General features: G+C 43.3%; 21 protein-coding genes. 13 read left to right on the top strand and 8 right to left on the bottom strand.

Annotated features, from left to right (window positions below):
• Window positions 1–344: 344 nt before the first annotated feature.
• Together AB6E52_RS12110 and AB6E52_RS12105 are read right to left on the bottom strand one after the other, a co-directional pair.
• Window positions 345–1,508 (bottom strand): carboxylesterase, encoded by a 1,164-nt coding sequence (locus tag AB6E52_RS12110; protein ID WP_017064855.1) that lies wholly within the window; start codon window positions 1,506–1,508, stop codon window positions 345–347.
• Between the two features lie 53 nt (window positions 1,509–1,561).
• On the bottom strand, window positions 1,562–1,792 hold the full coding sequence (locus AB6E52_RS12105; RefSeq protein WP_017061777.1) for a hypothetical protein: 231 nt from the start codon (window positions 1,790–1,792) through the stop codon (window positions 1,562–1,564).
• A gap of 273 nt (window positions 1,793–2,065) precedes the next feature.
• Here AB6E52_RS12105 and hcp point away from each other — a divergent pair, with 273 nt between their 5' ends.
• Window positions 2,066–3,727, top strand: a complete 1,662-nt coding sequence (gene hcp / locus AB6E52_RS12100; protein WP_017068651.1) for a hydroxylamine reductase — start codon at window positions 2,066–2,068, stop codon at window positions 3,725–3,727.
• 101 nt (window positions 3,728–3,828) lie between these two features.
• On the top strand, window positions 3,829–4,890 hold the full coding sequence (locus AB6E52_RS12095) for a hybrid-cluster NAD(P)-dependent oxidoreductase (protein WP_102320588.1): 1,062 nt from the start codon (window positions 3,829–3,831) through the stop codon (window positions 4,888–4,890).
• Window positions 4,891–5,129: 239 nt separating this feature from the next.
• Here AB6E52_RS12095 and AB6E52_RS12090 read toward each other — a convergent pair whose 3' ends face one another.
• Window positions 5,130–6,566 (bottom strand): glyceraldehyde-3-phosphate dehydrogenase, encoded by a 1,437-nt coding sequence (locus AB6E52_RS12090; RefSeq protein ID WP_102320587.1) that lies wholly within the window; start codon window positions 6,564–6,566, stop codon window positions 5,130–5,132.
• Between the two features lie 966 nt (window positions 6,567–7,532).
• Between AB6E52_RS12090 and AB6E52_RS12085 the strand changes: the two genes are divergently transcribed.
• The gene (locus tag AB6E52_RS12085; RefSeq protein ID WP_065585008.1) at window positions 7,533–10,097 is read left to right on the top strand and encodes an ATP-binding protein; all 2,565 of its coding nucleotides are present in this window, start codon (window positions 7,533–7,535) and stop codon (window positions 10,095–10,097) included.
• Window positions 10,098–10,128: 31 nt separating this feature from the next.
• Here the strand turns inward: AB6E52_RS12085 and AB6E52_RS12080 are convergent, their stop codons facing one another.
• The 3 genes from AB6E52_RS12080 to AB6E52_RS12070 form a co-directional block, all read right to left on the bottom strand.
• A complete protein-coding gene (locus AB6E52_RS12080; protein ID WP_017061772.1) occupies window positions 10,129–10,365 on the bottom strand; it encodes a hypothetical protein in 237 nt (78 codons plus the stop codon).
• A 166-nt stretch (window positions 10,366–10,531) separates the two neighbouring features.
• Complete coding sequence (locus AB6E52_RS12075; protein WP_017066096.1) at window positions 10,532–11,158, bottom strand: D-Ala-D-Ala carboxypeptidase family metallohydrolase; 627 nt, start codon at window positions 11,156–11,158, stop codon at window positions 10,532–10,534.
• A gap of 197 nt (window positions 11,159–11,355) precedes the next feature.
• Complete coding sequence (locus AB6E52_RS12070) at window positions 11,356–11,670, bottom strand: DUF496 family protein (protein WP_004742367.1); 315 nt, start codon at window positions 11,668–11,670, stop codon at window positions 11,356–11,358.
• A gap of 195 nt (window positions 11,671–11,865) precedes the next feature.
• Between AB6E52_RS12070 and AB6E52_RS12065 the strand changes: the two genes are divergently transcribed.
• The 5 genes from AB6E52_RS12065 to luxQ all read left to right on the top strand — a co-directional run bounded on the left by AB6E52_RS12065 (window position 11,866) and on the right by luxQ (window position 17,070).
• Entirely contained in the window at window positions 11,866–12,066 is a 201-nt protein-coding gene (locus tag AB6E52_RS12065; RefSeq protein ID WP_017061770.1) for a hypothetical protein, read from the top strand.
• Between the two features lie 56 nt (window positions 12,067–12,122).
• Window positions 12,123–12,779 carry a YceH family protein gene (locus AB6E52_RS12060; RefSeq protein ID WP_102320586.1) on the top strand — a complete coding sequence of 219 codons (657 nt, stop codon included), beginning with the start codon at window positions 12,123–12,125 and terminating at the stop codon, window positions 12,777–12,779.
• Window positions 12,780–13,094, top strand: coding sequence for a GIY-YIG nuclease family protein (locus AB6E52_RS12055; protein ID WP_017061768.1), 315 nt, complete (start codon window positions 12,780–12,782; stop codon window positions 13,092–13,094).
• Between the two features lie 308 nt (window positions 13,095–13,402).
• Entirely contained in the window at window positions 13,403–14,497 is a 1,095-nt protein-coding gene (locus AB6E52_RS12050; protein ID WP_102320585.1) for an autoinducer 2-binding periplasmic protein LuxP, read from the top strand.
• Window positions 14,497–17,070 carry a quorum-sensing autoinducer 2 sensor kinase/phosphatase LuxQ gene (gene luxQ, locus AB6E52_RS12045; protein ID WP_102320584.1) on the top strand — a complete coding sequence of 858 codons (2,574 nt, stop codon included), beginning with the start codon at window positions 14,497–14,499 and terminating at the stop codon, window positions 17,068–17,070. The genes AB6E52_RS12050 and luxQ overlap by 1 nt, the downstream gene beginning before the upstream one ends.
• 59 nt (window positions 17,071–17,129) lie before the next feature.
• Here the strand turns inward: luxQ and AB6E52_RS12040 are convergent, their stop codons facing one another.
• A complete protein-coding gene (locus AB6E52_RS12040; protein ID WP_017064847.1) occupies window positions 17,130–17,789 on the bottom strand; it encodes a PilZ domain-containing protein in 660 nt (219 codons plus the stop codon).
• 194 nt (window positions 17,790–17,983) lie between these two features.
• Between AB6E52_RS12040 and AB6E52_RS12035 the strand changes: the two genes are divergently transcribed.
• Entirely contained in the window at window positions 17,984–18,334 is a 351-nt protein-coding gene (locus AB6E52_RS12035; protein WP_017061764.1) for a HopJ type III effector protein, read from the top strand.
• 134 nt (window positions 18,335–18,468) lie between these two features.
• Here AB6E52_RS12035 and AB6E52_RS12030 read toward each other — a convergent pair whose 3' ends face one another.
• Complete coding sequence (locus AB6E52_RS12030; RefSeq protein ID WP_080582242.1) at window positions 18,469–18,777, bottom strand: DUF1289 domain-containing protein; 309 nt, start codon at window positions 18,775–18,777, stop codon at window positions 18,469–18,471.
• Window positions 18,778–18,936: 159 nt separating this feature from the next.
• On the opposite strand from AB6E52_RS12030, the gene yegD reads away from it, so the two are divergent.
• The 4 genes from yegD to AB6E52_RS12010 all read left to right on the top strand — a co-directional run bounded on the left by yegD (window position 18,937) and on the right by AB6E52_RS12010 (window position 23,622).
• Window positions 18,937–20,289, top strand: a complete 1,353-nt coding sequence (gene yegD, locus AB6E52_RS12025; protein ID WP_102320583.1) for a molecular chaperone — start codon at window positions 18,937–18,939, stop codon at window positions 20,287–20,289.
• 492 nt (window positions 20,290–20,781) lie between these two features.
• Window positions 20,782–21,858 carry a porin gene (locus AB6E52_RS12020; RefSeq protein ID WP_102320582.1) on the top strand — a complete coding sequence of 359 codons (1,077 nt, stop codon included), beginning with the start codon at window positions 20,782–20,784 and terminating at the stop codon, window positions 21,856–21,858.
• A 348-nt stretch (window positions 21,859–22,206) separates the two neighbouring features.
• Complete coding sequence (locus tag AB6E52_RS12015; protein ID WP_102320581.1) at window positions 22,207–22,839, top strand: fumarylacetoacetate hydrolase family protein; 633 nt, start codon at window positions 22,207–22,209, stop codon at window positions 22,837–22,839.
• A 150-nt stretch (window positions 22,840–22,989) separates the two neighbouring features.
• Window positions 22,990–23,622 carry a LysE family translocator gene (locus tag AB6E52_RS12010; protein WP_017068640.1) on the top strand — a complete coding sequence of 211 codons (633 nt, stop codon included), beginning with the start codon at window positions 22,990–22,992 and terminating at the stop codon, window positions 23,620–23,622.
• Window positions 23,623–23,750 lie beyond the last annotated feature (128 nt).

Here is a 23,750-nt window from a genome sequence, read left to right as displayed (position 1 = left end):
AAATTTTGTTCGAGATAGAATCGTTTTAGGCGCGGCAAGGAGTATGTAGCCTAGTCATTCTAAGTTAATACTTCTTAACAAAGCATAAAACGATTCTAGCCGAACCCTTCGGGCAGCCTTTGTGGTTCATTTCTACTGCGTTATCGGCTTCTCATGTAGGCTAGCTACACTTCAAAGCCTCTGCCTTGTAGAAATTTCCCACAAAGTGCTGCAAAAATCAGCTCTAAAGGTCAACAGACCCTAGACGTTCACCAGAAACGACACTCATTAAAAAAGGCTCACTAGACGTTATCTAGTGAGCCTTTTTGATTTCTCTGGATTAGCTTTTGGAAGACTTGAGCTTATTAGCCTTCAGAGTTCAGTACGGCATCTAGCTTCGCCATCGAGTCTGAGAAGTAGGGGTTGTAGGTCAAACGCGCATGGTTCTTCCCTTCTTCACGATAGCCCCAAGCTGAGTACCAAACCTCACTGGTTGCATTGCATTGTTCTTCAAACCCTTCTGCCTGACCATTGGAGCAAATCTTCTCGCTACCATTGATTCCGTAATAAGGGTTGTTTGGTGAGAACAGTAAGCCCATGTGAGAGCCGTTCGAGATGCGTTGCTCTGGGATCTTCATGCTGTACTGAACAGCGCGAGGATCCTCGAGAGTCGTCTCTCCTTGCCAAACCAACACATTGTTTGGATTCGGCATAGATTCAATAAAGGCTTGCTGAACGTAGTTGGTGTCAATCACGCTGTCGCCTTCACTCATCATAATAAAAACTGGTTTATCGAAGTGTTTATCTTGTAAGTCACCACGTACGACTTCTGATGTCTCGTAGTAAACCGATGCACCATTCATTGGCAACGAGTTGTAACGCAACACATTGTCTTCAGGATCTTGATCCGCCCAAGTGACAAAGTAGCTTGCTAGTCCCGCGTATTGAACGGCAGACGAGCTCGGTTGAAACGCAGGTGAGAACAGCAGTAACCCAGAGATCTTTGGATCGTTCATCGCCTGTGAAGTCACGAGGTTCGCGCCGGTTGAATAGCCGCCTAGCCAAACAGAATCATACTCTTGCTCAAGTAACTTCGTATGATGAGCCACCACACCTTGCCAATCTTCTAGGCTCGGCTGCATTAAATCACCCACGCGACTGCCGTGACCCGGAAGTAATACGGTTCTCACTAAGTAACCTTGCTCTGCCAAATGGGTAGCGATGTCTTTAAATGAGTAAGGTGAGTCGCCTAATCCATGAACCAATAATACCGCCTTGCCGTTTGGCGAGGTTGGTTGATACTCGGTTGGTGAATTGAGTTGGATCTCGAGTTGCTTGTCTTCCGTCATGAACACGCGGTTTTTCAATAACCAATCTTGTGTGTCATTGACGTAGGCATCAAAGCTGTCTTGCTGATAGCTAGGCAAGTCTGGAGATGTTTCGTAAGCGGGTATCGGTGTCTCGTTGGAACAACCAACGAGACTTAAAGTCGTTAAGGCCAGCAGTGCTAGGAGGGGCTTTCTTTGCATTATGTAATTTTGTCTCTGTTGTGCTTTCACTATGTCTGAAACTAAAGTTTAGGTTACTTTTTGCTTGAAAGATCTTCGTATTCACCTTCAATAACACCGGCATCATTGGTTGATGACTGACGAGTGTTCATATGTGCTGCGAAACCTTGTTTCTTCATTTGATTCTGAATGCGCTTGCCAGTAATTAAAGCTGCAATAGCTAAAGGAATAGCAAGGATCAAGCTTGTGAATAACGCCAAAAGGCCAGTAAACAATGCAACAATCGTAACTAATATATTTTTCATATTCATTCCTCTTTTTCTATGTTGTTACTTTATCGCTTCTATTCTGAACGAAACATGAACGTCGTTAATAAATCTCAGAGAGTCACTATGACACGGATGTGTGCTGTTAGGGAGTTTATATGTAGTCATAATCACGCACTAAAAATATGGAATAAAACTAAGTTAAATAAAATCAATAACTTAAAGGTTGGCACGCTTAATGCTCTATAGGGTTTGGAATAAGTCACTGTAAGCAAAGTACTTACAGTTAATAAAAATTACTGGAGCCCTTATATGTTTTGTATTCAATGTGAACAAACAATTCAAACCCCAACCGTAAAAGGCTGTTCTTTCGCACAAGGCATGTGTGGAAAAACGTCTGAAGTATCCGACCTTCAAGACGTGTTGGTGCATTCTCTTCAAGGTGTTTCTTTTTGGGCCAATTTGGGCCGTGCGTGTGATGTTATTGATACTGAAATCGACGAGTGGGCGCCAAAAGCGTTTTTCGCAACATTAACCAACGTTAACTTCGACCCTGCTCGTATCATTGAATTTGCACAGCAATCTCATGAATTTAAGCAGCGCTTAGAACAACAGGTTCGCGCGGCAGCGACATTGATTGGTTTTGAGATCCCAGCGCTTTCTGCTGCTGCTCAATTCGACCTTCCAACGGACTCTTCAGAGCTATTGGCGCTTGCCCCTCAAGCGGCGGTAAACCGTGGTCACGACTCTCAACACGAAGATGTGATTGGTCTTCGCCTTCTTTGCCTATACGGTCTAAAAGGTGCAGCAGCTTACATGGAGCACGCACGTGTTCTTGGTCAAACTGATAATGCTATTTTCGCTGAATACCATGAAATCATGGCGTTCCTAGGTACAGATCCATCAGACCTAAAACAACTGTTAGATACGTCTATGCAGATCGGCTTAATGAACTACAAGGTCATGGAAATGTTGGATAAAGGCGAGACAGATACCTTCGGTCACCCTCAACCAACAACCGTGAATGTGAAGACGAAGCGAGGTCACTGTATCCTTGTTTCTGGTCACGACCTGCATGATCTAGAAAAGATCCTTCAACAAACGGAAGGCAAGGGCATTAACGTTTACACCAACGGTGAGATGCTACCTGCACACGGCTACCCTGAACTAAACAAGTACCCACACCTTGCGGGTAACTACGGCAGCGCTTGGCAGAACCAGCAAAAAGAATTTGCGAACTTCCCAGGTGCGATCGTAATGACATCTAACTGTCTGCTTAACCCAGATGTGGGCTCGTACGCTGACCGCCTATTTACGCGTAGCATCGTAGGCTGGCCGGGTGTTGCTCACCTTGAAGGTGACGATTTCAGTGCAGTGATCGATTGTGCTCTTGCGCAAGAAGGCTTTAAGCATGACGAGATCGAGCAAATGATCACTGTCGGTTTTGGTCGTAACGCCTTGATGGAAGCAGCGCCTGCGGTTGTTGAACAAGTGAAAGAAGGCAACATCAAACACTTCTTCCTAGTGGGTGGTTGTGACGGCGACAAATCTGAACGTAGCTACTACACAGATTTCACAGCTCAAGCGCCAGAAGATTCAGTAATCCTGACATTGGCATGTGGTAAATTCCGTTTCAACAAAAACCAATTCGGCGACATTAACGGTATTCCACGTCTGCTCGATGTTGGCCAATGTAACGATGCATACTCAGCGATTCAGCTTGCTCTTGCGCTGTCTCAAGAGTTTGATTGTGGCATCAACGAACTACCACTAACACTTGTTCTTTCTTGGTTCGAGCAAAAAGCGATCGTTATCCTGCTTACTCTGTTCGCACTGGGTGTGAAAGGTATCTACACAGGCCCAACAGCGCCTGCATTCCTAACTGAAAACCTACTAAAGATTATTCAAGACGAGTTCGATATGCGTTCTATCTCAACGCCAGAGCAAGATCTTAAAACAATCTTAGCGGCTTAATCTAAGCCCACTCCCAAGCCCCGTTGTTGCTGTTCTCTAGGAACGTGCAGCGGCGGGGCTTTTTAGATTTAATTCTTTAGTATCAGTGAGGTGTGTGAACTATGTATGCATGGTCGGATAGCGATTCAATCAATTTAGTGTGTTTAAAGAAATGGCACGAGACGCCAGATACGGTCAGCTTTGAGCTTGGCAGTATTCCACAAGATTTACATTTCAATTTTAAGCCCGGTCAGTTCATCACCTTGGGTTTAGATATGCCGACGAAAACGGATTACCGTGCTTATTCCGTGGCTTCTTGCCCCGAAGATAACCGCCTGAAGTTGACGGTCAAGCGTGTGGAAGGTGGCTTGGTTTCGAACTTTATTGTTGATGAGCTTGATGAAGGTGACGAGGTTTCTGTGTTGAAGCCGGCAGGCTCGTTTAACTGTATTGATTGCATGCCAACGGCAACAAAGAAAGTAACGCTAGTGAGTGCGGGCTGTGGCATTACACCCGTAATGGCGATGGTAAAATATTGGCTGTCTCAAGACAGTGACAGTGACATTGAGATTGATTTCGTCCACATGGCACGCAACAAGCTTGAGACTATCTACTTTCAAGAACTTCATCAGCTCGATGAATCACATGCGAATTTCAACTTAAAACTGCTGTTAAAAGACAACGAAGGAACAACCGCCTCTCAAGGTCGTTTAGATAAAAACTGGTTGGTGAAACTGAGCCCAGATATCTTAGATAGAACGGTTTACCTGTGTGGGCCTGTCGGCTTCATGCAAGATATTGAGAGTTATCTGAAAGAGCTTGAGTTCAACATGGATAACTTCTATCAAGAAAGCTTTACTCCTGCTACTCAGGATGCTCAATCAGAAGCGTCAAACGCCGAAATTGCTGACGATACGAATAGTGCTGTTAAGGTATTTGTGCCTGCGTTCGGCGCTGAAGTTGAAGCGGAAACTGGCACACCATTGGCGGATTCATTAGAAAAAGCAGGCGTTCCAATTATTATCGCTTGTCGTAGTGGGATTTGTGGTTCGTGTAAATGCAAAGTGACCAAAGGATCTGTGGAATCAAGCAGCCAAGAAACATTGACGCCAGAGCAGATTGAACAGGGCTACGTGCTTGCATGTTCAAGCTCGATTCAGTCAGATGTTGAGGTTGAGTTATAACAGACGTAAAGCTGTGCAAGAGTGATGAAGACAAGATCTTATTATAGCGATAAAAGTTAGGGCGCTAGATGTAAAAAGGCCACCTAGATCAGTTAGAGAGAGCAGACCTAAGTGGCAACCCTCTTGTTTATACGGGGGAGTAAAACAAAAGGGGTTGCGAAGTCCATACAGACTTCGCAGATATAGTTATTATGTTGTGGAGCTTGTTGCGATGGACGTATCTACAAGAGCGAAGTTAATTAAACTTCTGGGTATGTCTTGTAGCGTACACCCATCATCTGTTCCATACAGTGAACAACTTGGCAGCTGTAGCCAAACTCGTTATCGTACCAAATGTACAGCACGGCACGGTTGTCTTGTGCGATAGTCGCCACACCGTCAACCACACCTGGGTGACGAGAGCCAACCAAGTCGGTAGATACAATCTCAGTCGAGTCTGTGTAATCAATTTGTGCAGACAAAGCAGAAGACAGCGCCATTTCACGCAGGTACTCGTTCAACTCTTCTTTGTTTGTGCCTTTCTCAAGGTTTAGGTTCGCAACTGCCATTGAAACGTTTGGCGTAGGTACGCGAATCGCATTTCCTGTTAGCTTACCTTCCATTTCCGGCATCGCTTTTGATACAGCTTTAGCAGCGCCAGTCGATGTCAAAACCATGTTCAGTGACGCAGCACGACCACGACGATCACCCGAGTGGAAGTTATCGATTAGGTTTTGATCATTGGTAAATGAGTGCACCGTTTCGATGTGACCAGACAGCACGCCAAACTTGTCGTGAACCGCTTTCAATACTGGCGTGATTGCGTTGGTAGTACAGCTTGCTGCAGAGATGATGGTGTCTTCTGGCTGAATAACATTTTCATTCACACCAAATACCACGTTCTTGATGTCGCCTTTACCAGGCGCAGTCAGTAGCACTTTCTTCGCACCGTTACACGCAACGTGTTGGCTCAGGCCTTCCGCGTCACGCCATACGCCTGTGTTATCAACCACAAGTGCGTTTTCAATACCGTAAGCCGTGTAATCCACTTCTTCTGGTTTGTTTGCGTAGATAACTTGGATGAAGTTACCGTTAACGATGATCGCTTTGCGTTCTTGGTCTACAACAATGCTGCCGTTGAATTGGCCGTGTACAGAGTCACGACGAAGCAGGCTTGCACGTTTCTCTAGGTCGCCATCTTTGCCGCCACGTACAACGATGGCACGCAAACGCAGTGGGTAACCCGGGCCACTTTTCTCGATCAACAGACGAGTTAGCAGTCGGCCAATACGACCAAAACCGTACAATACAACGTCACGAGGTTCTGTCATTGCATCGCCTTGAAGCGATTCTACAAGTGCAGTTTGTAGAAAATCATCCAATCCATGTGTGTGTTCGCGATCTTGCCAGAATGCATGGGCAAGGCGACCAACATCAATACGACATGGAGACAAGTCCATAGAGAGAAGGTGTTGAATAATAGGTTGAGTCTGTTCTGCTGTAAGAGGAGAACCAGTGTAACGTTTTGCGATGCGGTGAGCTTTGATGATGTCGATAGTTGTCGCGTTAACTAAGGTCTTACCAAAGAGGATAACTTCTACGCCTTTTTGACGGTATAACTGACCTAAAGTTGGAGCGATGGATTCAGCAATGGTTTGACTAGTTTGCCAATCTAGGAGGTGCTTTTCGGGACTCATCTTTACTCGGGACCTTTCACGTTAAGTTTCTGCATTCATGACGGTTGTAGGGAAGCCAATCAGCATAGGGGATTTGAGGCATCAGTCTGTGGTCTTTATTGCCACTTAAATGTGCTGATATACCTTGTGTGTAACTTGTAATTTTTATGTGGCAGGATTGTAAGGTACGACGGGTTATTCTGCTAGGAAAAATAAATGCAGACAAAATATCTGTAAATTGGCTTTATATTAGCCATAAATCAAGATTTGAACGTCGATAAAGACTATTGACTTTAATAATCTGTAGCACTTATTTTTCGTCAAAAAATACTCAATTCAAAGGATAATATGTAATACAGGTCATATTGAACATTAAAGGTGTGATCGCTAACTCAAGTTACACGTAAACAGTAAACGATAAATAAGGGAATTAACGAGTATTGATGTTTGACCTTTGAATAAGCCTAGCTTGAGTGTGAAAAGTGCATCACGCAAACGATTGGATGTCACAATTTTAACCTAACTATCCACTTTGTTAGCACGCAGAGTCATTATTCACAGTCTAGTTGAGCCGCAGAATGTGGATGTGTACTTGTTATGCCGGTGATAATAACTGGAGAAAACGTCTTTTGTTTACATTTTGCTCACTAAAACCTCGCTTGCTTACATCTCATTTGTAGAAACCTCCTCGAGTAGACCTCTCTCACGTAACGTTCACTTGTCTAAAATCGGCTTGTCTCAATCTCACTTAGTAAAGCAGACTCCTCCGCTTTAAAGCCCTGTTTTGGATGCCTGTTGATTCTAATTTTTCGTTCTGGGCTCAGAGTATCATTTGTTCATATCCAATTTGATCAATAACCCCCTGTTAATGTCCTATTCTTAATTTGGGCTAGGTAAATTACTTTCGGGAAGGGAGTCGTTATAAAAATGATAAATATGTCAATTAGATGGCGTCTTATTTTTCTTTCCACGGTTTCTGTACTCATTATGTTCGGGTTTACAGTGAATGAAGTGCTTAAGAACGATGAGAAGATGAATCACCTTGAAACAACGCGTATTAAGGTCGAAGCGCTTCAATTTTTTAATACGGTTTCAAGTGATGCTTATCGATGGTTGGTGCTGTCTAATGATTCCCCTGAGAAAGGTCAGTTGCTTTTAACACTGCAATCAGAACTGGATAGACTGACTCAGTATGGAATGCGACTTCAACGGTTCGACAGCAATTGGAGTATTGACCCTCAGTTAGCTGAATTGAAAAAGTTGTTGATGATCCTAGCTAGTACACCTGAAACGACAGACAGCAGAAAATTGACAGAGCGCGCTTTCGACTTGTTAAAAGACGTGCTGATGGAGCTGTCCGAATATCGCATGGCTTTAGTCGATGGCAATATTGGTCAAGCGGAAGCGATGTTTATCAATCTTACGCATTATGTGTTTTGGACTCAGAGAGAAGCGTGGTTAAGCTTCAGTTTGTATCGCTCGCCCGAGCTAAGAAATCAATATTTATTGAGCTATGTAGGTGCGCTAGAGAGGCAGCAACAGTTGCTTGATACATTTTTCCGCTCTGATACTCGTTCACCTGAAATTAGGCAACTGCTAAACGCGGTTGCCAAAGATGATTTTCAAGACAAATTTATATCTCGAATCCTCAAAGGGGACTTTTCATCACCCGAAATATATCAACACTTGAAAAGCTTAGAGGTTAAAAAACGGGCTATTTCAAACGCGATTGGCGCTTACACCAATCAAATACAGTTTGAACTGACCAAGAATATCGCGTTGCAGAAAAGGCAAACCTTGGTCATGACGTTGCTTATACTCATCGCTTCTGGTGTTTTGATGTGGCTTGGGGTTGCGACATCTCTGCGCTTAAACAGAAACCTGTCGATTATCTTGAAAGGTGTGTCGGAATGCGCTGATAGCTACGGCCAGCCAAAGGTGATTCGTATCCAAGGGAACGATGAGCTTGCCGAGTTCACTGAAACCCTAAATCGAGTGATGGAACGCAACTATCTGCACAACAAAGAGTTGATAACAGCAAAAGAAGACGCGATTTCGGCTAACAAAGCCAAAAGCGCATTCTTAGCAAATATGTCACATGAAATACGCACGCCACTTAACGGGATCATTGGCATGGCTGAGATCTTATCTCAAAGCCAACTGAGCCCAAATCAACAAGAAGTACTGGGGGATATCGAATCGTCCTCTCACTCTTTACTGGTGCTGCTGAATGACATACTCGACCTGTCTAAAATCGAGTCGGGTAACTTGATGTTGTCACCACACAATGCTGATTTGCGAGAAGCGGTTTATGACTCTGTGAGTGTGATTCAGTCGAAAGCGATAAGTAAGGATATTGAGCTCGACATCAATATCGATTATCAAACGCCGTCACAACTGTTTTTCGATGAGTACCGCGTGAGACAGGTGCTGACCAATCTGCTTTCTAATGCCATCAAATTTACATCTAAGGGCACAATTACAACTGACATTGCTTATACACCTATGTCTATGGGCAGGGGCAAGCTTGAATGCAGCGTGTCTGATACCGGGATTGGGATTGAGCCCGAGAAGTTAGAGTCCATATTTGAACCTTTCACTCAAGAAGATGGCAGCATTACCCGTCAATTTGGCGGTACGGGGTTAGGGCTTGCGATTTGTCGACAGCTTGTTGATTTGATGGGTGGTTACATTACCGCGCGTTCAGTGAAAGGAGAGGGCTCTACATTCACTTTTTGTTTGTATGTCGATGTTGTAGAAGCGCCTGTTCAAACTTTCGATAACCTGAGCCGAGCGACCATCATCTCGAACTCTTTCAATTACCTCGATCAGCTCGTTAAAGAGTGTGAGCGTTTGAATGTTCGAGCCAATGTGGTGTCATCCATTGCTGCCCTTAGTGAAAGTGTAAAAGAAAGTGACTTCATACTTTATTGTCATACCTTGCACCACTCTATGGAAAAAGATCTTGCGACGTTGAAGGTGATATATCCTCTTGCTCGCGTCATCGTTTGTCAGCATCACCTATTTAAAACCAACCTAATCAGAGAAACGGTCCACTCGACTCATACCTTGCCATTCTTGGGCCGACGTTTCTTAACCAGCTTACAATCTCTCGATGTGGGCGAAGAGCAAACGCCTCAAGTGGAAGCAAAAGATGAAGAAGTTCGCTCTCTGAATCGACGCATTTTGATCGTTGAAGACAATCTGATGAATCAAAAAATAGCGAGCTTCTTCCTTGAGCAAGCGGGTTATGAATATTTGATTGCCAGTAATGGCCAAGAAGCGGTGGATGTGATCACCCAGGGTGCTCAGTTTGATGCAGTCTTAATGGACTGCATGATGCCTGTTATGGATGGCATAACGGCGACTCGTGCGATACGTCAGTGGGAAGCCGATCAACAAGTCACACCATTACCCATCATAGCTTTAACCGCCAGTGTTCTAGAAGAAGACATCAAAGATTGTTTTGAAGCCGGTATGAACGCCTACTTACCTAAACCCTATAAATCTCACCAGCTGTACGATCTTTTCAGTAGCCTTGATATTGTCTAGGGCTCCCGTATCAAGGCTAGCGCGGCGCTACTTAACGAACTTCCAATCCAAGGTTGTATTGTGCAAGGCAACGACCGACATAGCTGATGTTCAGCAAGGCTGCGACTAAGATGGTGCTGATGTGGGCGACGATTTGAATTGGCAGTGAGAAGTGATCGGCCATTGGATAAGCAACAATAATACTGAGAAGCATAAGCAAGGTTGTGATAGCTAGACTGAAGTTTGAAACAGAAAGCAGAGTTTGAAAGCGTTGAGTCATCGTCTTCATATTGAATTCCTAATTGCTATTAATAATTATGATACTTGTTATTAATATCAATTAGCGTTCCAGTTTTAATTTACATTTAAAATCATAATCTTATGTAATTTCACTTGTTTTTAGAGTCTAAGTGACACGTGCGAATTTCAGGTCTTTATGACTTGATCGTGTTTCTTTACCATTGTCTAAACCCACAAGTATCGATGTGGAATCGAACACCTGAATATAAACCAAGCCCAACATTATTTTTTTGCCCGAATTCCGAATGAATCTTTTTAAGTTTCACGTGTAGATCTTCGCGAGTAATGTCATTTGCAGGCACTAGGTCTAAGGCACAAAACTCTAAGTGCTTACTTCGCAGTGCACCACCAGCTTGTTGATTGTAGATATCGGTTCGCTCTCCAGATACTGGTATAACAACACCGATTTCAGGCTCAATATATTGTTGTATGTACTTCAGGGTATTGATCATGTTTGGCACATGTTTCTTATTTGGGAGGGTAAACAAGGTTGTATTACTCATTGCCCAATCCGTCCCTTGCAATAGAACGAGATGCAGAGGCATGCTCTGAGTAACGCCATTGTCCTTGAGTTGTTGTCCGATTGCTCTCACTTGGTCTTGAGCGTGATTGAGGAGCATCCAACCTCGAAATGCTGATCGGGTCGGAACCTTGTAGCCATGAACATCGACCACGAGATCGTCATAAGTGATTTCGGTTTCTTCGGTATAAAGTTTCTCAAATTTTTCAGGGTAAGGTTGTGTCGTTGATAACGCCAAGGTAATCAGAATACTTCCGTACATAAAGTCTCTCCATCGCTAGTGTACACTGGTTATTTAGTTTGATACTGCTGTTGAGTTTCATTCATTTTGCTTAGGTACGCTTAAGCCTAGACGGTTAGGTTTAGATGCTTAAGTATAGACGCTGGAGTTTAGGTAAAAAAAACCCACTACTAAGAGTGGGTTACTAACATTGTTACAAGTAAATTAGCGAGGTTAGATTACTTCTTACCTTGGATTTGCTTGTCTTCTTCTGTCAGTTCACGAATGCGACGGCTGATGTCACGGCGAGCTTTAGAAATCTCAGCGCTCTTGATGATGTGGTCATCAACACGGTCTTCGTAGTCAGCTTTCATATTTTTGATAATGCCTAGGATCTCGTCGTGAGTCATCTCTGGCTTGATGTAATCAAGTAGGTTATCAAGAAGGTCGACACGCTTACGGTTGTCACGAACTTTCTTTTCGTTGTCTAAAAGTTCACGCTTAAGTTTGTTCTTACGTCGTGCTTGGTTAACAATTTCAAATACGCTGCTCATAGATTCCTTTTCCTATTCGTCAAATACGTTGTCTGCTTCTGATTAAAGCACATCAATTGATGATGTAACAGTCTTTAGATCAAAGCAAAAGTAAGGTTGTTTAATTATTCGTCACTCTCGCTGATGTGTGATTGTTTTTATCTTACCGTTCAAGTTAGTATCCCATGTAGATACTGCATTGATACGAAATGTGAAATGAATCAACAACAATTGGAAAACGAAGAATTGGACGAGAATGTCACTGAATCTTCAGCAGAACAAAACAAGCTTCGTGATGCGTATGTACAAGAGCGTACTTATTTGGAAGTCGTGGAAATAGAGCTAAACCGTTCTAAGATCATAATGATTGATGAACAGGGCAGAAAGAAACGAGTACCAATTTTGTCTGAACACTAGTTACTGCATTGTTAGGTGTTGAGATGGAATTATCAAAATAATAAAAAGGAAAAACGATGAACACAGTACTTTCCCCAATTGAAGCGAGAATTATCGGTTGTTTGATCGAGAAAGAAGTCACTACTCCCGATCATTACCCACTGACACTGAACAGTTTAACCACGGCATGCAATCAAAAGAGTAACCGTGAACCTGTTCTCTCTCTTTCTGAGTCAGATGTTTTAGATGCAGTTGATGGTTTAATCGGACGTCGCATGGTGAGTGATGAGAGCAGCTTCAATAGCCGTGTTAATAAGTATCAGCATCGTTTCTGCAACACTGAGTTCGGCGATCTGCAATTTACAGAGCAAGAGCGTGCAATCATCTGCTGTATGTTACTGCGCGGTGCGCAAACACCTGGTGAACTTCGTACTCGAACGGGTCGCCTTGCAAACTTTAGTGATGTGAAAGAAGTAGAAGCAACATTAGACAAACTCGCTGCAAGAGAAGCAGGTGCCTTGGTTGTGAAGCTGCCACGCGAAGCGGGTAAACGTGAATCACGCTACCAGCATTTGTTTAGCGGTGAAGTGGACGTTGAAGCGTTTGCGATGGCATCAGTAAGCGCGGCTGCCCCCTCTGCAACGAGTGAAAAGTTTGAAGAGCTTGAGTCTGAAGTTGCAAGCCTACGAGCAGAAGTGGCAGAGCTTAAGGCTCTGGTTGAATCACTGCTTTAAATGTCAGATGCTGATAAAAATGCGGATTGGGTCGTGTACTTGATCCGCAATCGTCACAATGCCCTTTATTGTGGCGTGACGAACAATCTAGAACGTCGATTTGAACAACATCAAACCGGTAAAGGCGCCAAAGCTTTAAAAGGTAAAGGCCCACTTAAGCTGGTTTGGAGCTTTGGTGTTGGCTCAAAAAGTGAGGCGTTGAAAACCGAATACGCGATCAAGCAGTTGCCCAAATCCCGCAAAGAAAAACTGGTATCACTCAAACTGATTATTGAGTGGCAAAAAGACAAAATTCAATATATCGAAGTCTCATAATTCATAGCTAAAATGTTTGTTATTGATTAAATCTTAATAGTGTAAGGAGCTATATCGGCTCTAGCTAAGCTTATGAATTTAAATGGTAATTACTCTTACCGTGAATGGGCTGAAATCATAATTTAACTCGATGTTCTTAATCTCCATTCCAAATTAACATATTGCTCATTTAGAATGTCGTTCTAATTAGTGTTAGACGCTATCATTTATCATCGTTGTCCTACATAATATCCATTAGCCATACAAAGAGATGGTGTCATGCTAGGTTAAAAAATGAGCCAAAGTAGCTCATATAAAACGAGAAAAATATGAAACGTTTACTGATGTTGTTTGGACTTGCCGTATTTTCTGCGTCCGCTCTCTCCCATGGTACTCATGTCCTCAATGGGTACTGGGAATACCAAGATTATCTTTCCACTTTTCCAGAACAAAGAGCATTGACCGATAAAATGGTCGAGGCTGTACAAAATCACCCTGTGCCACTGAGAAGAATCCAAGACGAACCAATTACGATTTCCGTGGTGTATCCGGGCCAACAGATCTCGGATTACTGGGTTCGTAATATTCAAGCTTTTGAGAAGCGTCTCGATAGGCTGAAGATCCGCTACCAAATAAATCAAGTATTTACCCGTATTAATGCCGATCTCGCGCAGCAGAGTATTTCGTTGCAAGAAGCGATTGAAAACAAGACGGATTATTTGATTTTCACGCTAGATACCACGCGCCACCGCAAGTTTATCGAGCACGTGTTGACCTCTACAGACACCAAACTGATTCTTCAAAATATCACGACGCCAGTGCGAGCTTGGGCAGATAGACAGCCATTTATGTATGTGGGTTTTGACCATGCGACAGGCAGCTTAAAACTGGCGGACTATTTTAAACAAGTAAGTCCGCCAGACAGTAAGTATTCTGTTTTGTATTACTCACAAGGCTATATCAGTGATGCGCGTGGAGATACTTTTATCCATGAAGTGAATACGGTTACCAACTTTACCCTTAAGTCTTCGTTTTACACAAAATCAAACAAAGACAGTGGCTACCAAGCGGCTAAAATCAGCATAGAGAACGATAAGGATCTAGACTTTATCTATGCATGTTCAACGGATGTCGCTCTCGGTGCAATGGAAGCGATTCGTGAATCGGGCCAAGACATCTTAGTGAATGGTTGGGGAGGCGGCTCTGCTGAACTTGAAGCCATTGCAAGGGGCGACCTAGATGTTACTGTCATGCGTATGAACGACGATACAGGCATTGCAATGGCAGAGGCGATCAAGTGGGATCTAGCCGGTTTGGAAGTGCCTACCGTTTACTCTGGTGAATTTGAAATTGTCACCAAGGAAGATTCCCCAGAACGTATTTCAGAACTTAAACAGCGAGCATTTAGGTACTCAGGTCACTAATGAAGAAAAGTTACGCCAGTACACCTAGAAACACTTTAGCTAGACTCATTACGCGTATCGTTATTTTGGTGATAGGCGTGATGGCACTTGGCGTGCTTATTCATAATTATGAAACCAGCAGTAATATCGTACAGCAAGAGACGAATCGAACGGTACAGCAAACCTCAAGCCTGATCCAAAACATGTTTGATTATCGTTTGTCGGTGCTGCAAATCCATCAAGACAGTAGCTCACACAGTGAAACTCTCAGAGAGTACTTTGATACGGGTAATGACGAGACTCTGAGCTACTTTTTCTTTGGTGTTGACCAACGTGAACCGGATCATGCACCAGATTTACGCTTTGTCTCAACCCACGATGGTTTGGCTTGGGAAGACGGCAACAGTCAATTTTATGGTTTGGATGAGTCCAACTTAAAGCATATTTCTGATGAGGTTTCGTTCAGCAGTAATTGGCATTTTATTAAACTGAGGACAGATATAGGTAAGCGTCACTTGTTGGCTCGCCGTACCCCTATTGTTGATAACGCTACTGGGGAAGTCCTTGGTCAACTCTATATCGCCATTGTGCTTGACAACAACTTCTCTTTGGCTGAGTCAATCCAACAGGGCAGTAATAGCGAAAATATCGTGATTGAAGCGCACGGTACACCGGTGACATCGACATTCAGTGGTGATGAAAGCTACACCATTACTGACATCCTCAATTACCAAATGTACGAACAGTTGCCGCGTCATTTCGTTACCATCGCAACCATTAAGATTAATGCTGTTGAAACTCCTTTAATCATTCGAGCTGTTCAAAAAAATAATAATTTCATTGCGTTAGAAGAGAATTATCAGCGTGCGATCATCGTGGTGATTGTGGTGATCATATTGATGTCTTTTTTTGCTCGAACTTGGATTCAAAAGAGAGTCTCAGCCGAGCTTGATAAGCTAATGGACTTTACTCGTTCGGCAAGTGCTAGCGAAGAGTACAACAAGTTCGATGGCTCTAACATTTTCGAATTTCATCATATTGGTTGTACTCTTGAAGACACCTTTGAGCGCTTATCTGAACAGAATCAAAAATTCCAAGATCTCTTTAACTTTGCTCATTCGCCTATCTTAGTTTGGTCTGAAAAAGGCGATTTGATTCAGATGAACCCCGCCGCTCGCATGGCGTTGTTCGATGCTGATGACAATTATGGTCCAATTGCCCAAGAGTTTGAGCAGCGAATGCTGCCTAATATTCAAATGGTGGTTCAGGGTTCTAAACTGACGGGTATTAACGTACCCATTGGTGAAAAGGTGTTTCGTTGGAACATGTCTGCTATTCGCGTGGAACACGGCATCACAGGAGTGGTGGTACAAGGGCAAGATATTACTAAGCTAATCGAGGCGGAAAGACAGGCTGATCGAGCAAGAGAAGAAGCTGAGCATCTTGCGAATGTGCGAGCAGACTTCTTAGCTAAGATGAGTCATGAGATTCGCACGCCGCTCAACGGTATTCTCGGTGTGTCTCAGCTGCTCAAGCGCTCTATGCACAATGAAGATAATCGCGAGCAGGTGGATGTACTGTGTAATAGTGCGGAACATTTACTGGCGGTACTTAACGATATCTTGGACTTCTCAAAGATTGAGCAAGGGCAGTTTAATATTCAAAAGAAAGACTTCCGTTTAGGGGAGTTAGTTAATACCTTAGACAGCATCTATCGACCGCTGTGTGAAGATAAATCCGTCGAATTTACCATTGTGAATCACTTGGTTGATGACATTGAAATCAATACCGACCAAGTACGCCTCAATCAGATCATGTTTAATCTGTTGAGTAATGCTTTTAAATTCACTCATCAAGGCGGTATCTCCGTCAGCTTTGAGATCGAGAGTATCTTTAACTCCGATCACGCCAGCTTGATCGTTCGAGTGAAAGATTCTGGCATTGGTATTGATGAAAGCAAAATTGATGCTGTTTTTGAACCCTTTGTTCAAGCCGAAGATACCACCACTCGTGAATATGGTGGCACTGGTTTAGGACTTACAATTGTAAAAAATCTGGTCGATATGCTGGAAGGGGACATTCAAGTCCGCAGCGTGATAGGTCAAGGCTCAGAGCTCACGATAGAAATTCCTGTAGTCGTACACGCCAAGCCGCTATTAGTCGATGCTAAGCAACAAGCTGAGGTTGAGCCAGAGGCGTTGTTTAGTCGACCTTTGAATGTGTTGCTGGTGGAAGACAATCACACCAACGCCTTTATTGCTCAGGCTTTCTGTAAGAAATATGGCATGGTCGTCACCTGGGTAAAAGATGGCTTAGAAGCGATTGAGATGGCTAAGACGATTACCTATGACTTGATCTTGATGGATAACCAACTCCCTAATCTCGGTGGTGTTGAAACCACTCAGCAGCTAAGAGGTGAGATTGGTGTGTCAGCCCCTATTTATGCGTGTACCGCTGATGCTCAAGAGTCAACTAGAGACAGCTTTATGGCCGCAGGGGCGAATTACGTGATTGTAAAGCCGATTAAAGAAGAGTCGCTCCACCAAGCGTTTGTTCATTTCAAAAACTCATACTGGAATGACACAGAGCACTAGGCTTTAACTTAGTGCTCTTTAATGGAGTCTGTTGAAGAGAAGTAACTAATTTTCTGCCTTTATATCGAGCCAGCGACAAAGGCTTGTTCCAATAGCAGCGTTTTCAACTCATCACTCATATCTAGGTGTTCAGGGAATTGGATACCTAGCAGCCAGCCTTGTCTTTGCCTTTTCTTACTTACCACCTTGTAGACAAGATCGTCATCTAAGTACTCATTTAAGTCAGAATTAACTTTTATCTTCCAGCCGACATCAATATCTGATTGCTGGGTAAGATAGATACCGCACCCTGACGCTGAAAAGTCGACTAGTGTGGCATCCAGCGACAAGGTATCAAAAGTGACTTCACAGCTGAGACGTACTTTATACCTTTCGTGTTCACGAATAGGCTTGCTTGCAAAGTTTGAGGGTGGGCGAAGGAAGATTAGATGTGCTGGAGAGGTGATATGAGCCAGTACATTGGTTTTGAACGCGACAATGTGCCCAAGTTCGGTGTCGGTAATCGCACGAACAATAATATCAACGTTTGTGAGCTTTCTCAGCGTCAGTGCTTCTGTCGCTTTTTGCGTAAGCTCTAGGATGAGGTACTGATCTTCTTTGTGTCCGATATAAAGTGTACTGATCTGGATTGAGTCGTCTGGGCCAAATTCCAATACACCTGCTGTTTTTGTACCTGGCTTTAGGTATCTGAACAGTTCTAAGTTTTTATCTTTATGCATATTCGTTACTGAACAATGTTAATCGTTTGATAAAATAATATAACGCCCTGATAAAACTATGTCATTAGTTTCATTGAAGTAATTAGCAGCGTACAACAAAAAAGTGAATCGCTATCTCAAGTAAACAACGGCTTACTCTTGTCGTAAAACAAGATACACTGCTGACAGATATATACTTGATGGAGAAATAGTAAATGGAACTGGAAACCTTATTGAATACTCTGGCTGAAACCCCAGAGGCCGTGCAATTTGAAGATACAATGCAAGTGATCGAAGCTCACTATGATTTTTCTGAGCGCGAATTTCGCAATGGTGAGGTAGTGAACGCTGCAGGGCAGAATAATGGTTCGTGTAAGATTTTTGCTTTTGGTTTAGAGCAAGGCCTATCAGCAGAGCAAACACTTGCTTGTTTTGGTCAATTTTATCGTAACGACGTGCTAGGTTTTCCTGAGAACAGCGACCATCAAAATATTCGTAACTTTATGGTTCATGGCTGGAATGGTATCCAGTTTTCTCAGCCTGCGCTGGTTGCAAAAGTGAAGTAGACACTAACCAGGTAACGATTAGGTCGAAATTTAATCTCAGTATTTTGAAGCGAGAAAACAACCTCTCGCTTTTTTTGTCTATGTTGAACTGGCTAGTAACTTGCTATCCAGTAACTTACTAAATGGGCTCTAAACTACTGAACGGGCAGGGCAGACAAGCACTTACGACACATACAAACTCCAGCCTTTGGAATATCGCTAGTATCTCGTTTTTCTAACTCAAAACACCAACACGTCTCTTTGCCCGCACTGATATCGCATTGAGCTGGCTCATTACACTGTGGACATTGGTGAGTCGAACTCGCGCCACTAAGATTATCCATAACCGACGTTTGCTCTTCTTCAGATAAGCCTTTCCAACCTATAATTTCATCCATTGTTCGAAAGCAGCCACTACACATTCCGCCATTATTTTTACAAGCCGCTCGGCAAGGTGTTTTCATTTCTCTAACCTGTGATTAATTTGGGCTGAAATGTAGCATATTTGTTTCTTCTTGAAGAGTCGTTGAGCTAAGAAATTACTCAGTTAAATTTAGAAATGACCTCGTAATTTTTAGGCTTTTCATGTAGCATCTCGCCCCTTTTGTTGAGTGGGGGATATTATGTTTATTGGATTTGATTATGGAACAGCGAACTGTTCTGTCGCGGCGATGGTTAATGGAGAGCCAAGCCTGTTACCGCTAGAAGGTAACAACCACTATATTCCCTCAACCGTGTTTGCGCCTACCCGTGAGAGTGTTTCTGAACACTTATTCCGCCACTTGAATATCAAGCCGAGTGATGCGATCGGTGAGCAAGTGTTACGACGTGCGATTGCGCAGAACAGAGAAGAGAGTATCGACTTAGTGCCAGAAGACATGGCATTTGGTCAGGCTGCGTTGGACTTATATTTAGAAGACCCTCGCGATGTTTATTATGTAAAGTCCCCTAAGTCTTTCCTTGGCGCGAGTGGACTGCATGATGTGCAGGTGAGCTTTTTCGAAGATTTAGTGTGCGCCATGATGGCAAATATCAAGAATCAAGCCGAACTCACGACTCAAGAGCAGATCAAGCAAGCTGTTATCGGTCGACCAATCAACTTCCACGGTCGAGGTGGTGAAGAAGCAAACAGACAAGCTGAAGACATCCTCACTCGCGCAGCTAAGCGTGCTGGTTTCCTTGATATCGCTTTTCAATTTGAGCCCGTAGCCGCAGGTCTTGATTATGAAAGCACACTAAATGAAAACCAAACGGTATTGGTTGTTGATATTGGCGGTGGTACCACCGATTGCTCATTATTGGATATGGGACCAAGCTGGTCTGGTAAAGCGGATCGTACCCAGAGTTTGCTCGCACACAGTGGACAAAGGGTAGGGGGTAATGACCTCGATATCTATCTTGCGTTCAAACAACTGATGTCACCTTTTGGTATGGGCAGCAAAGGCATTTCGGGTATTGATATGCCACTGACTCAATTCTGGAATCCAATTGCGATTAATAATGTTGAAGCTCAAAAGAATTTCTATTCAAGAGAAAACCTAGCAGCATTAAAATTACTTCGTAAAGAAGCGTCAGAGCCTCAAAAGCTAGAACGTTTGATGAAGGTTTATCACGACACTTTGGGCTACGGCATTGTGCGTAGGGCTGAAGAAGCCAAGATTGCGCTGGCAGAATCCCCTCAATATCGTGCTGCGATTAATGTTGCCTCTGAACTGGTCGAGGTAGATATCTCAGTCGAACAGATGGTTGAAGCGATTGAAACACCAAAGTCTAAGATGATTGAGTTGGTTAAAGAAGCGATTCAACAAGGCCAGAAAAAGCCAGACGTAATCTACATGACGGGTGGTTCCGCTCGTTCACCGATACTTCGTGAAGCCGTACAACAAGCTGTGCCGAATGTACCGATTGTGAGTGGTAATTACTTCGGTTCAGTAACTGCAGGTTTAGCTCGTTGGGCTGAGGTTTGCTTCAAATAAGAGTTCAATGATGAGTTATGAAGGGCAACCAGTCGCTGATTGGTTGCCCTTTTTTTGTTTTTCTCTAATGAACTTTCTATTGAACGATTTTTCCTAGCTCATATTGGGATTTGTTTCACAAAGCTAAATATTTCAGCTGAGATCTACGTGTTACAAAATGTTTCAAAGGCAAAGGCGAGCCTCTCGATGGTCTGATGAGTTACCTTGGGTTTAGATTTTTAATGCTTTCTTGGTGATTATAAAATCAAAAATAATCAAAGTAATTATCTCAAAGAATGAAAAGAGCTCCCAGTGATTACTGTATTATTTATTTGTTTTAGAAGGTATTTTTGTTTTTTATAGTGCGATTTTTTTTATTTTATATATTTTAATGCAACTTTCTTGTCATTCGTATATTAGGGTTTGCCTACTTGTTAAATGCAGGTAACAACTTCTCCGTAAGCACGAGGTTGTTAGTGAATAACTCACCCAGTTACATAATGGACATGACAAATGAATAAGAAACTTTTAGCGCTAGCAATTTCTGGTGCAGTATTTGGTACACAGGCAGTTGCAGTAGAACTTTACAACGAAGACGGAACAACATTCTCTGTTGGCGGCCACGTTTCAGTTGCAGTTGGTGATGTAAACAGCGACGATCGTCAAAACAGCGATGACATCGGTGTTGAAACTGTTTCTCCACGTATCAACTTCGGTGCAACTCACGAACTTGGTAACGGCTTTACTGCTGATGCTAAAGGTGAATGGGCGCTAAACATGCTTGACGGTGGTGATCAGTCATTCACAACTCGTCTTGGCTACATTGGTCTAACTCATGAAGACTTCGGTCGTGGTGTTGTTGGTACTCAATGGGCGCCATACTACAACGTTGCTGGTGTTGCAGATATGCCAATCGCATTCGCGAATGACTTCATCTACGACGATCACGGTAATCTAGGTACTGGTCGTGCTGAAGAGATGGTGAGCTACGCTAACGCTGTGGATTTCGGTAACGCTGGCTCTCTAGCAATTGGCGTTGCATGGCAAGGTCGTAAGGTTTCTGACGAAAAATACAACGAAGTTGCTTCAGAGAATAAGTACGGCAACCGTGCTCAAATCGCGTTGAACTACGATATCGCTAACTTCTCTGTGAACTACGCTTACAATACTGGTGACGTTACTTTCGGTACTGGTGCTAATGTTGGTACTGATTCAAAGACTGCTGATTCTAATGTACTAAGTGCAACTTACGGTTCATACGGTTCTGAAGGTCTTTACGTTGCAGCTGTATACGCAGCGAACAACTACATGAATAATGGTAAGTTTGGCGTTATTTCAGAGTCTACAGGTTACGAATTTTTAGCATCTTACGCACTAGCTAACAGCCTTAACCTAAGCGTTAACTACGAAGCGGTAGAAGACGACAAGAACAGCGAAACTGTATACAGCACTTCAGCTCTACAAGCTGAATACAACTTCACATCTCAGTTCGTAGGCTTTGCTGGTTACCAGTTCGACCTACAAGGTTCTGGCGTGTACAAAGAAAAAGCTGATGACCAGTGGCTACTTGGTGCTCGTTACTACCTATAAGTCGCAGACTTATTTAGCATAGTGTTTACTCCTTAAGTTTACCTTTTAGGATACTGTCCTAGACACCATGCTAAGCCCTCTCAAGCCTTTGGTTTGAGAGGGCTTCTTTCGTTTTAATGCTCTTCAAATTTAACTGCCTACTTTAGTTTCATTTTCTCTAATTTATGTAAGCCGATGACTCTATTCCTGCTGGGTCGGTCGAGGTATACACCGATATTTACCTAAAAGTATTCAAATCAATGAATTGAGCTCAAGATCAGAATTTAGAGATCGGTAATCATCTTGTCGAAGACTCTCATTTTATGATGCGCTAAACTCTGCTCTCTAAAAATAGTTCAGGGATAAACTATGAGCAGCGTTGTAGATCAGGAACAATTGATGAATTCGAAACGAACCGCAACACCGACCAAGGTGCTGTGTGTTGGGCGTAACTATGTCGATCACATTGAAGAACTTAACAACGCGATCCCTGACTCTATGGTGGTGTTTAATAAACCAAGCACCAGCGTGACTTCCTCTCTTTCTTCGTTTCATCAAGAAGCACTGCACTATGAAGCTGAAATCTGCTTTATCGTTGAAAATGGCCAATACTCAGCCGTGGGCTTAGGGTTAGACCTCACCAAGCGTGAGTTGCAAAGTAGCTTAAAAGCGAAAGGCTTACCTTGGGAACGCGCCAAAGCTTTTGATGGCTCAGCCGTATTTAGTCGCTTTGTTCCAATTGATAACTTAGACCTTGCAGACTTAAACCTAGAGTTGTTTATTAACTGTGTTCGTGTTCAGAAAGGACATGTTGAGCAGATGCTTTACTCTCCAAAAACTATCCTAGAAGAGCTGTCTTCTTATACCACCTTACTAGACGGCGATGTTGTGATGACAGGTACGCCAAAAGGTGTTGGGGCCGTACATCGAGGCGATATCTTCCTTGGTCGCCTAAAGTGTGGCGATACGACATTGATTGAGATCGAATGGGTAGCAAGTTAATTAGTCTTTTCTATTTAGTTAATAAATTGGCTTTGTCGCTTAATGTTGGTTTTTAATTCGATTAAATAAACGTCGAACAACTGATTGCATCTGGAAGGGTGTTAGTAATTGATATAAAATCCGCCTCCGTTTTTATCAATGCTGACCCTCATGATCGACTTAACCATTTTACCTGTCTACCTGACTGCCGTTGTTGCACTTCTTCTTTTACCTGGCCCTGATATGTTACTGATTGCGAGTTCAAGCATGAGCTATGGCCGTAAGGTCGGCGTGTTTGCAAGCCTAGGTAATGCGACTTCTGGAATCATTCTGACAGTATTAGCGGCCATGGGTGTATCAGCGTTGATCGCAATGAGCCCAATAGCGCTTAAAGCTCTCCATTTGTTAGGCGGCGCGTACTTGTTGAAGATGGGTTGGGATTGCCTGCGAACAGAGCAGGGTAACGCGCCTGAGTTAAGCGATAACTTTGCAGCAAAAGCGTACTATCAAAGAGCGCTAATCAGTAACCTGCTTAATCCTAAAGCGTTGGTTTTCTTTGTGATGTTTCTGCCTCAGTTTGTGTCGACGAATATTGAAGCGACTTCCGGTCAGCAGATGCTTGTTCTGGGTTTATTACTGAATGTTCTCGGCTTAACGTTTAACTTTTTGCTGGTGGCGTTAGTGGGTACGATTGGTAAATCTCTCGTAGAAAACGCGAAGTTTCGTACCTATCAACAGAAAGTCATGGGCGGAGTTTTCATCGTGTTAGCTATCTGGATGTTGTCTTCTTTCTTTACTTCGTAGACGAATCAAATCAGACATCTTCTCGTGGTTAGCCGCTGAGACAAAAATGGACGCTACGAGCGTCCATTTTTTATATTGTGCGCCGAGCATGGCGTTGATCTAGGAGGTGAAAGTCCTCTACGGGCTCA

The sequence above is a fragment of the Vibrio sp. 10N.247.311.13 genome (genome assembly GCF_041467595.1).
Taxonomy (GTDB): Bacteria; Pseudomonadota; Gammaproteobacteria; order Enterobacterales; family Vibrionaceae; genus Vibrio; species Vibrio crassostreae_C.
The sequence above is the reverse complement of the archived record's forward strand: the minus strand, read 5'-3'. Positions and strand labels throughout refer to the sequence as shown.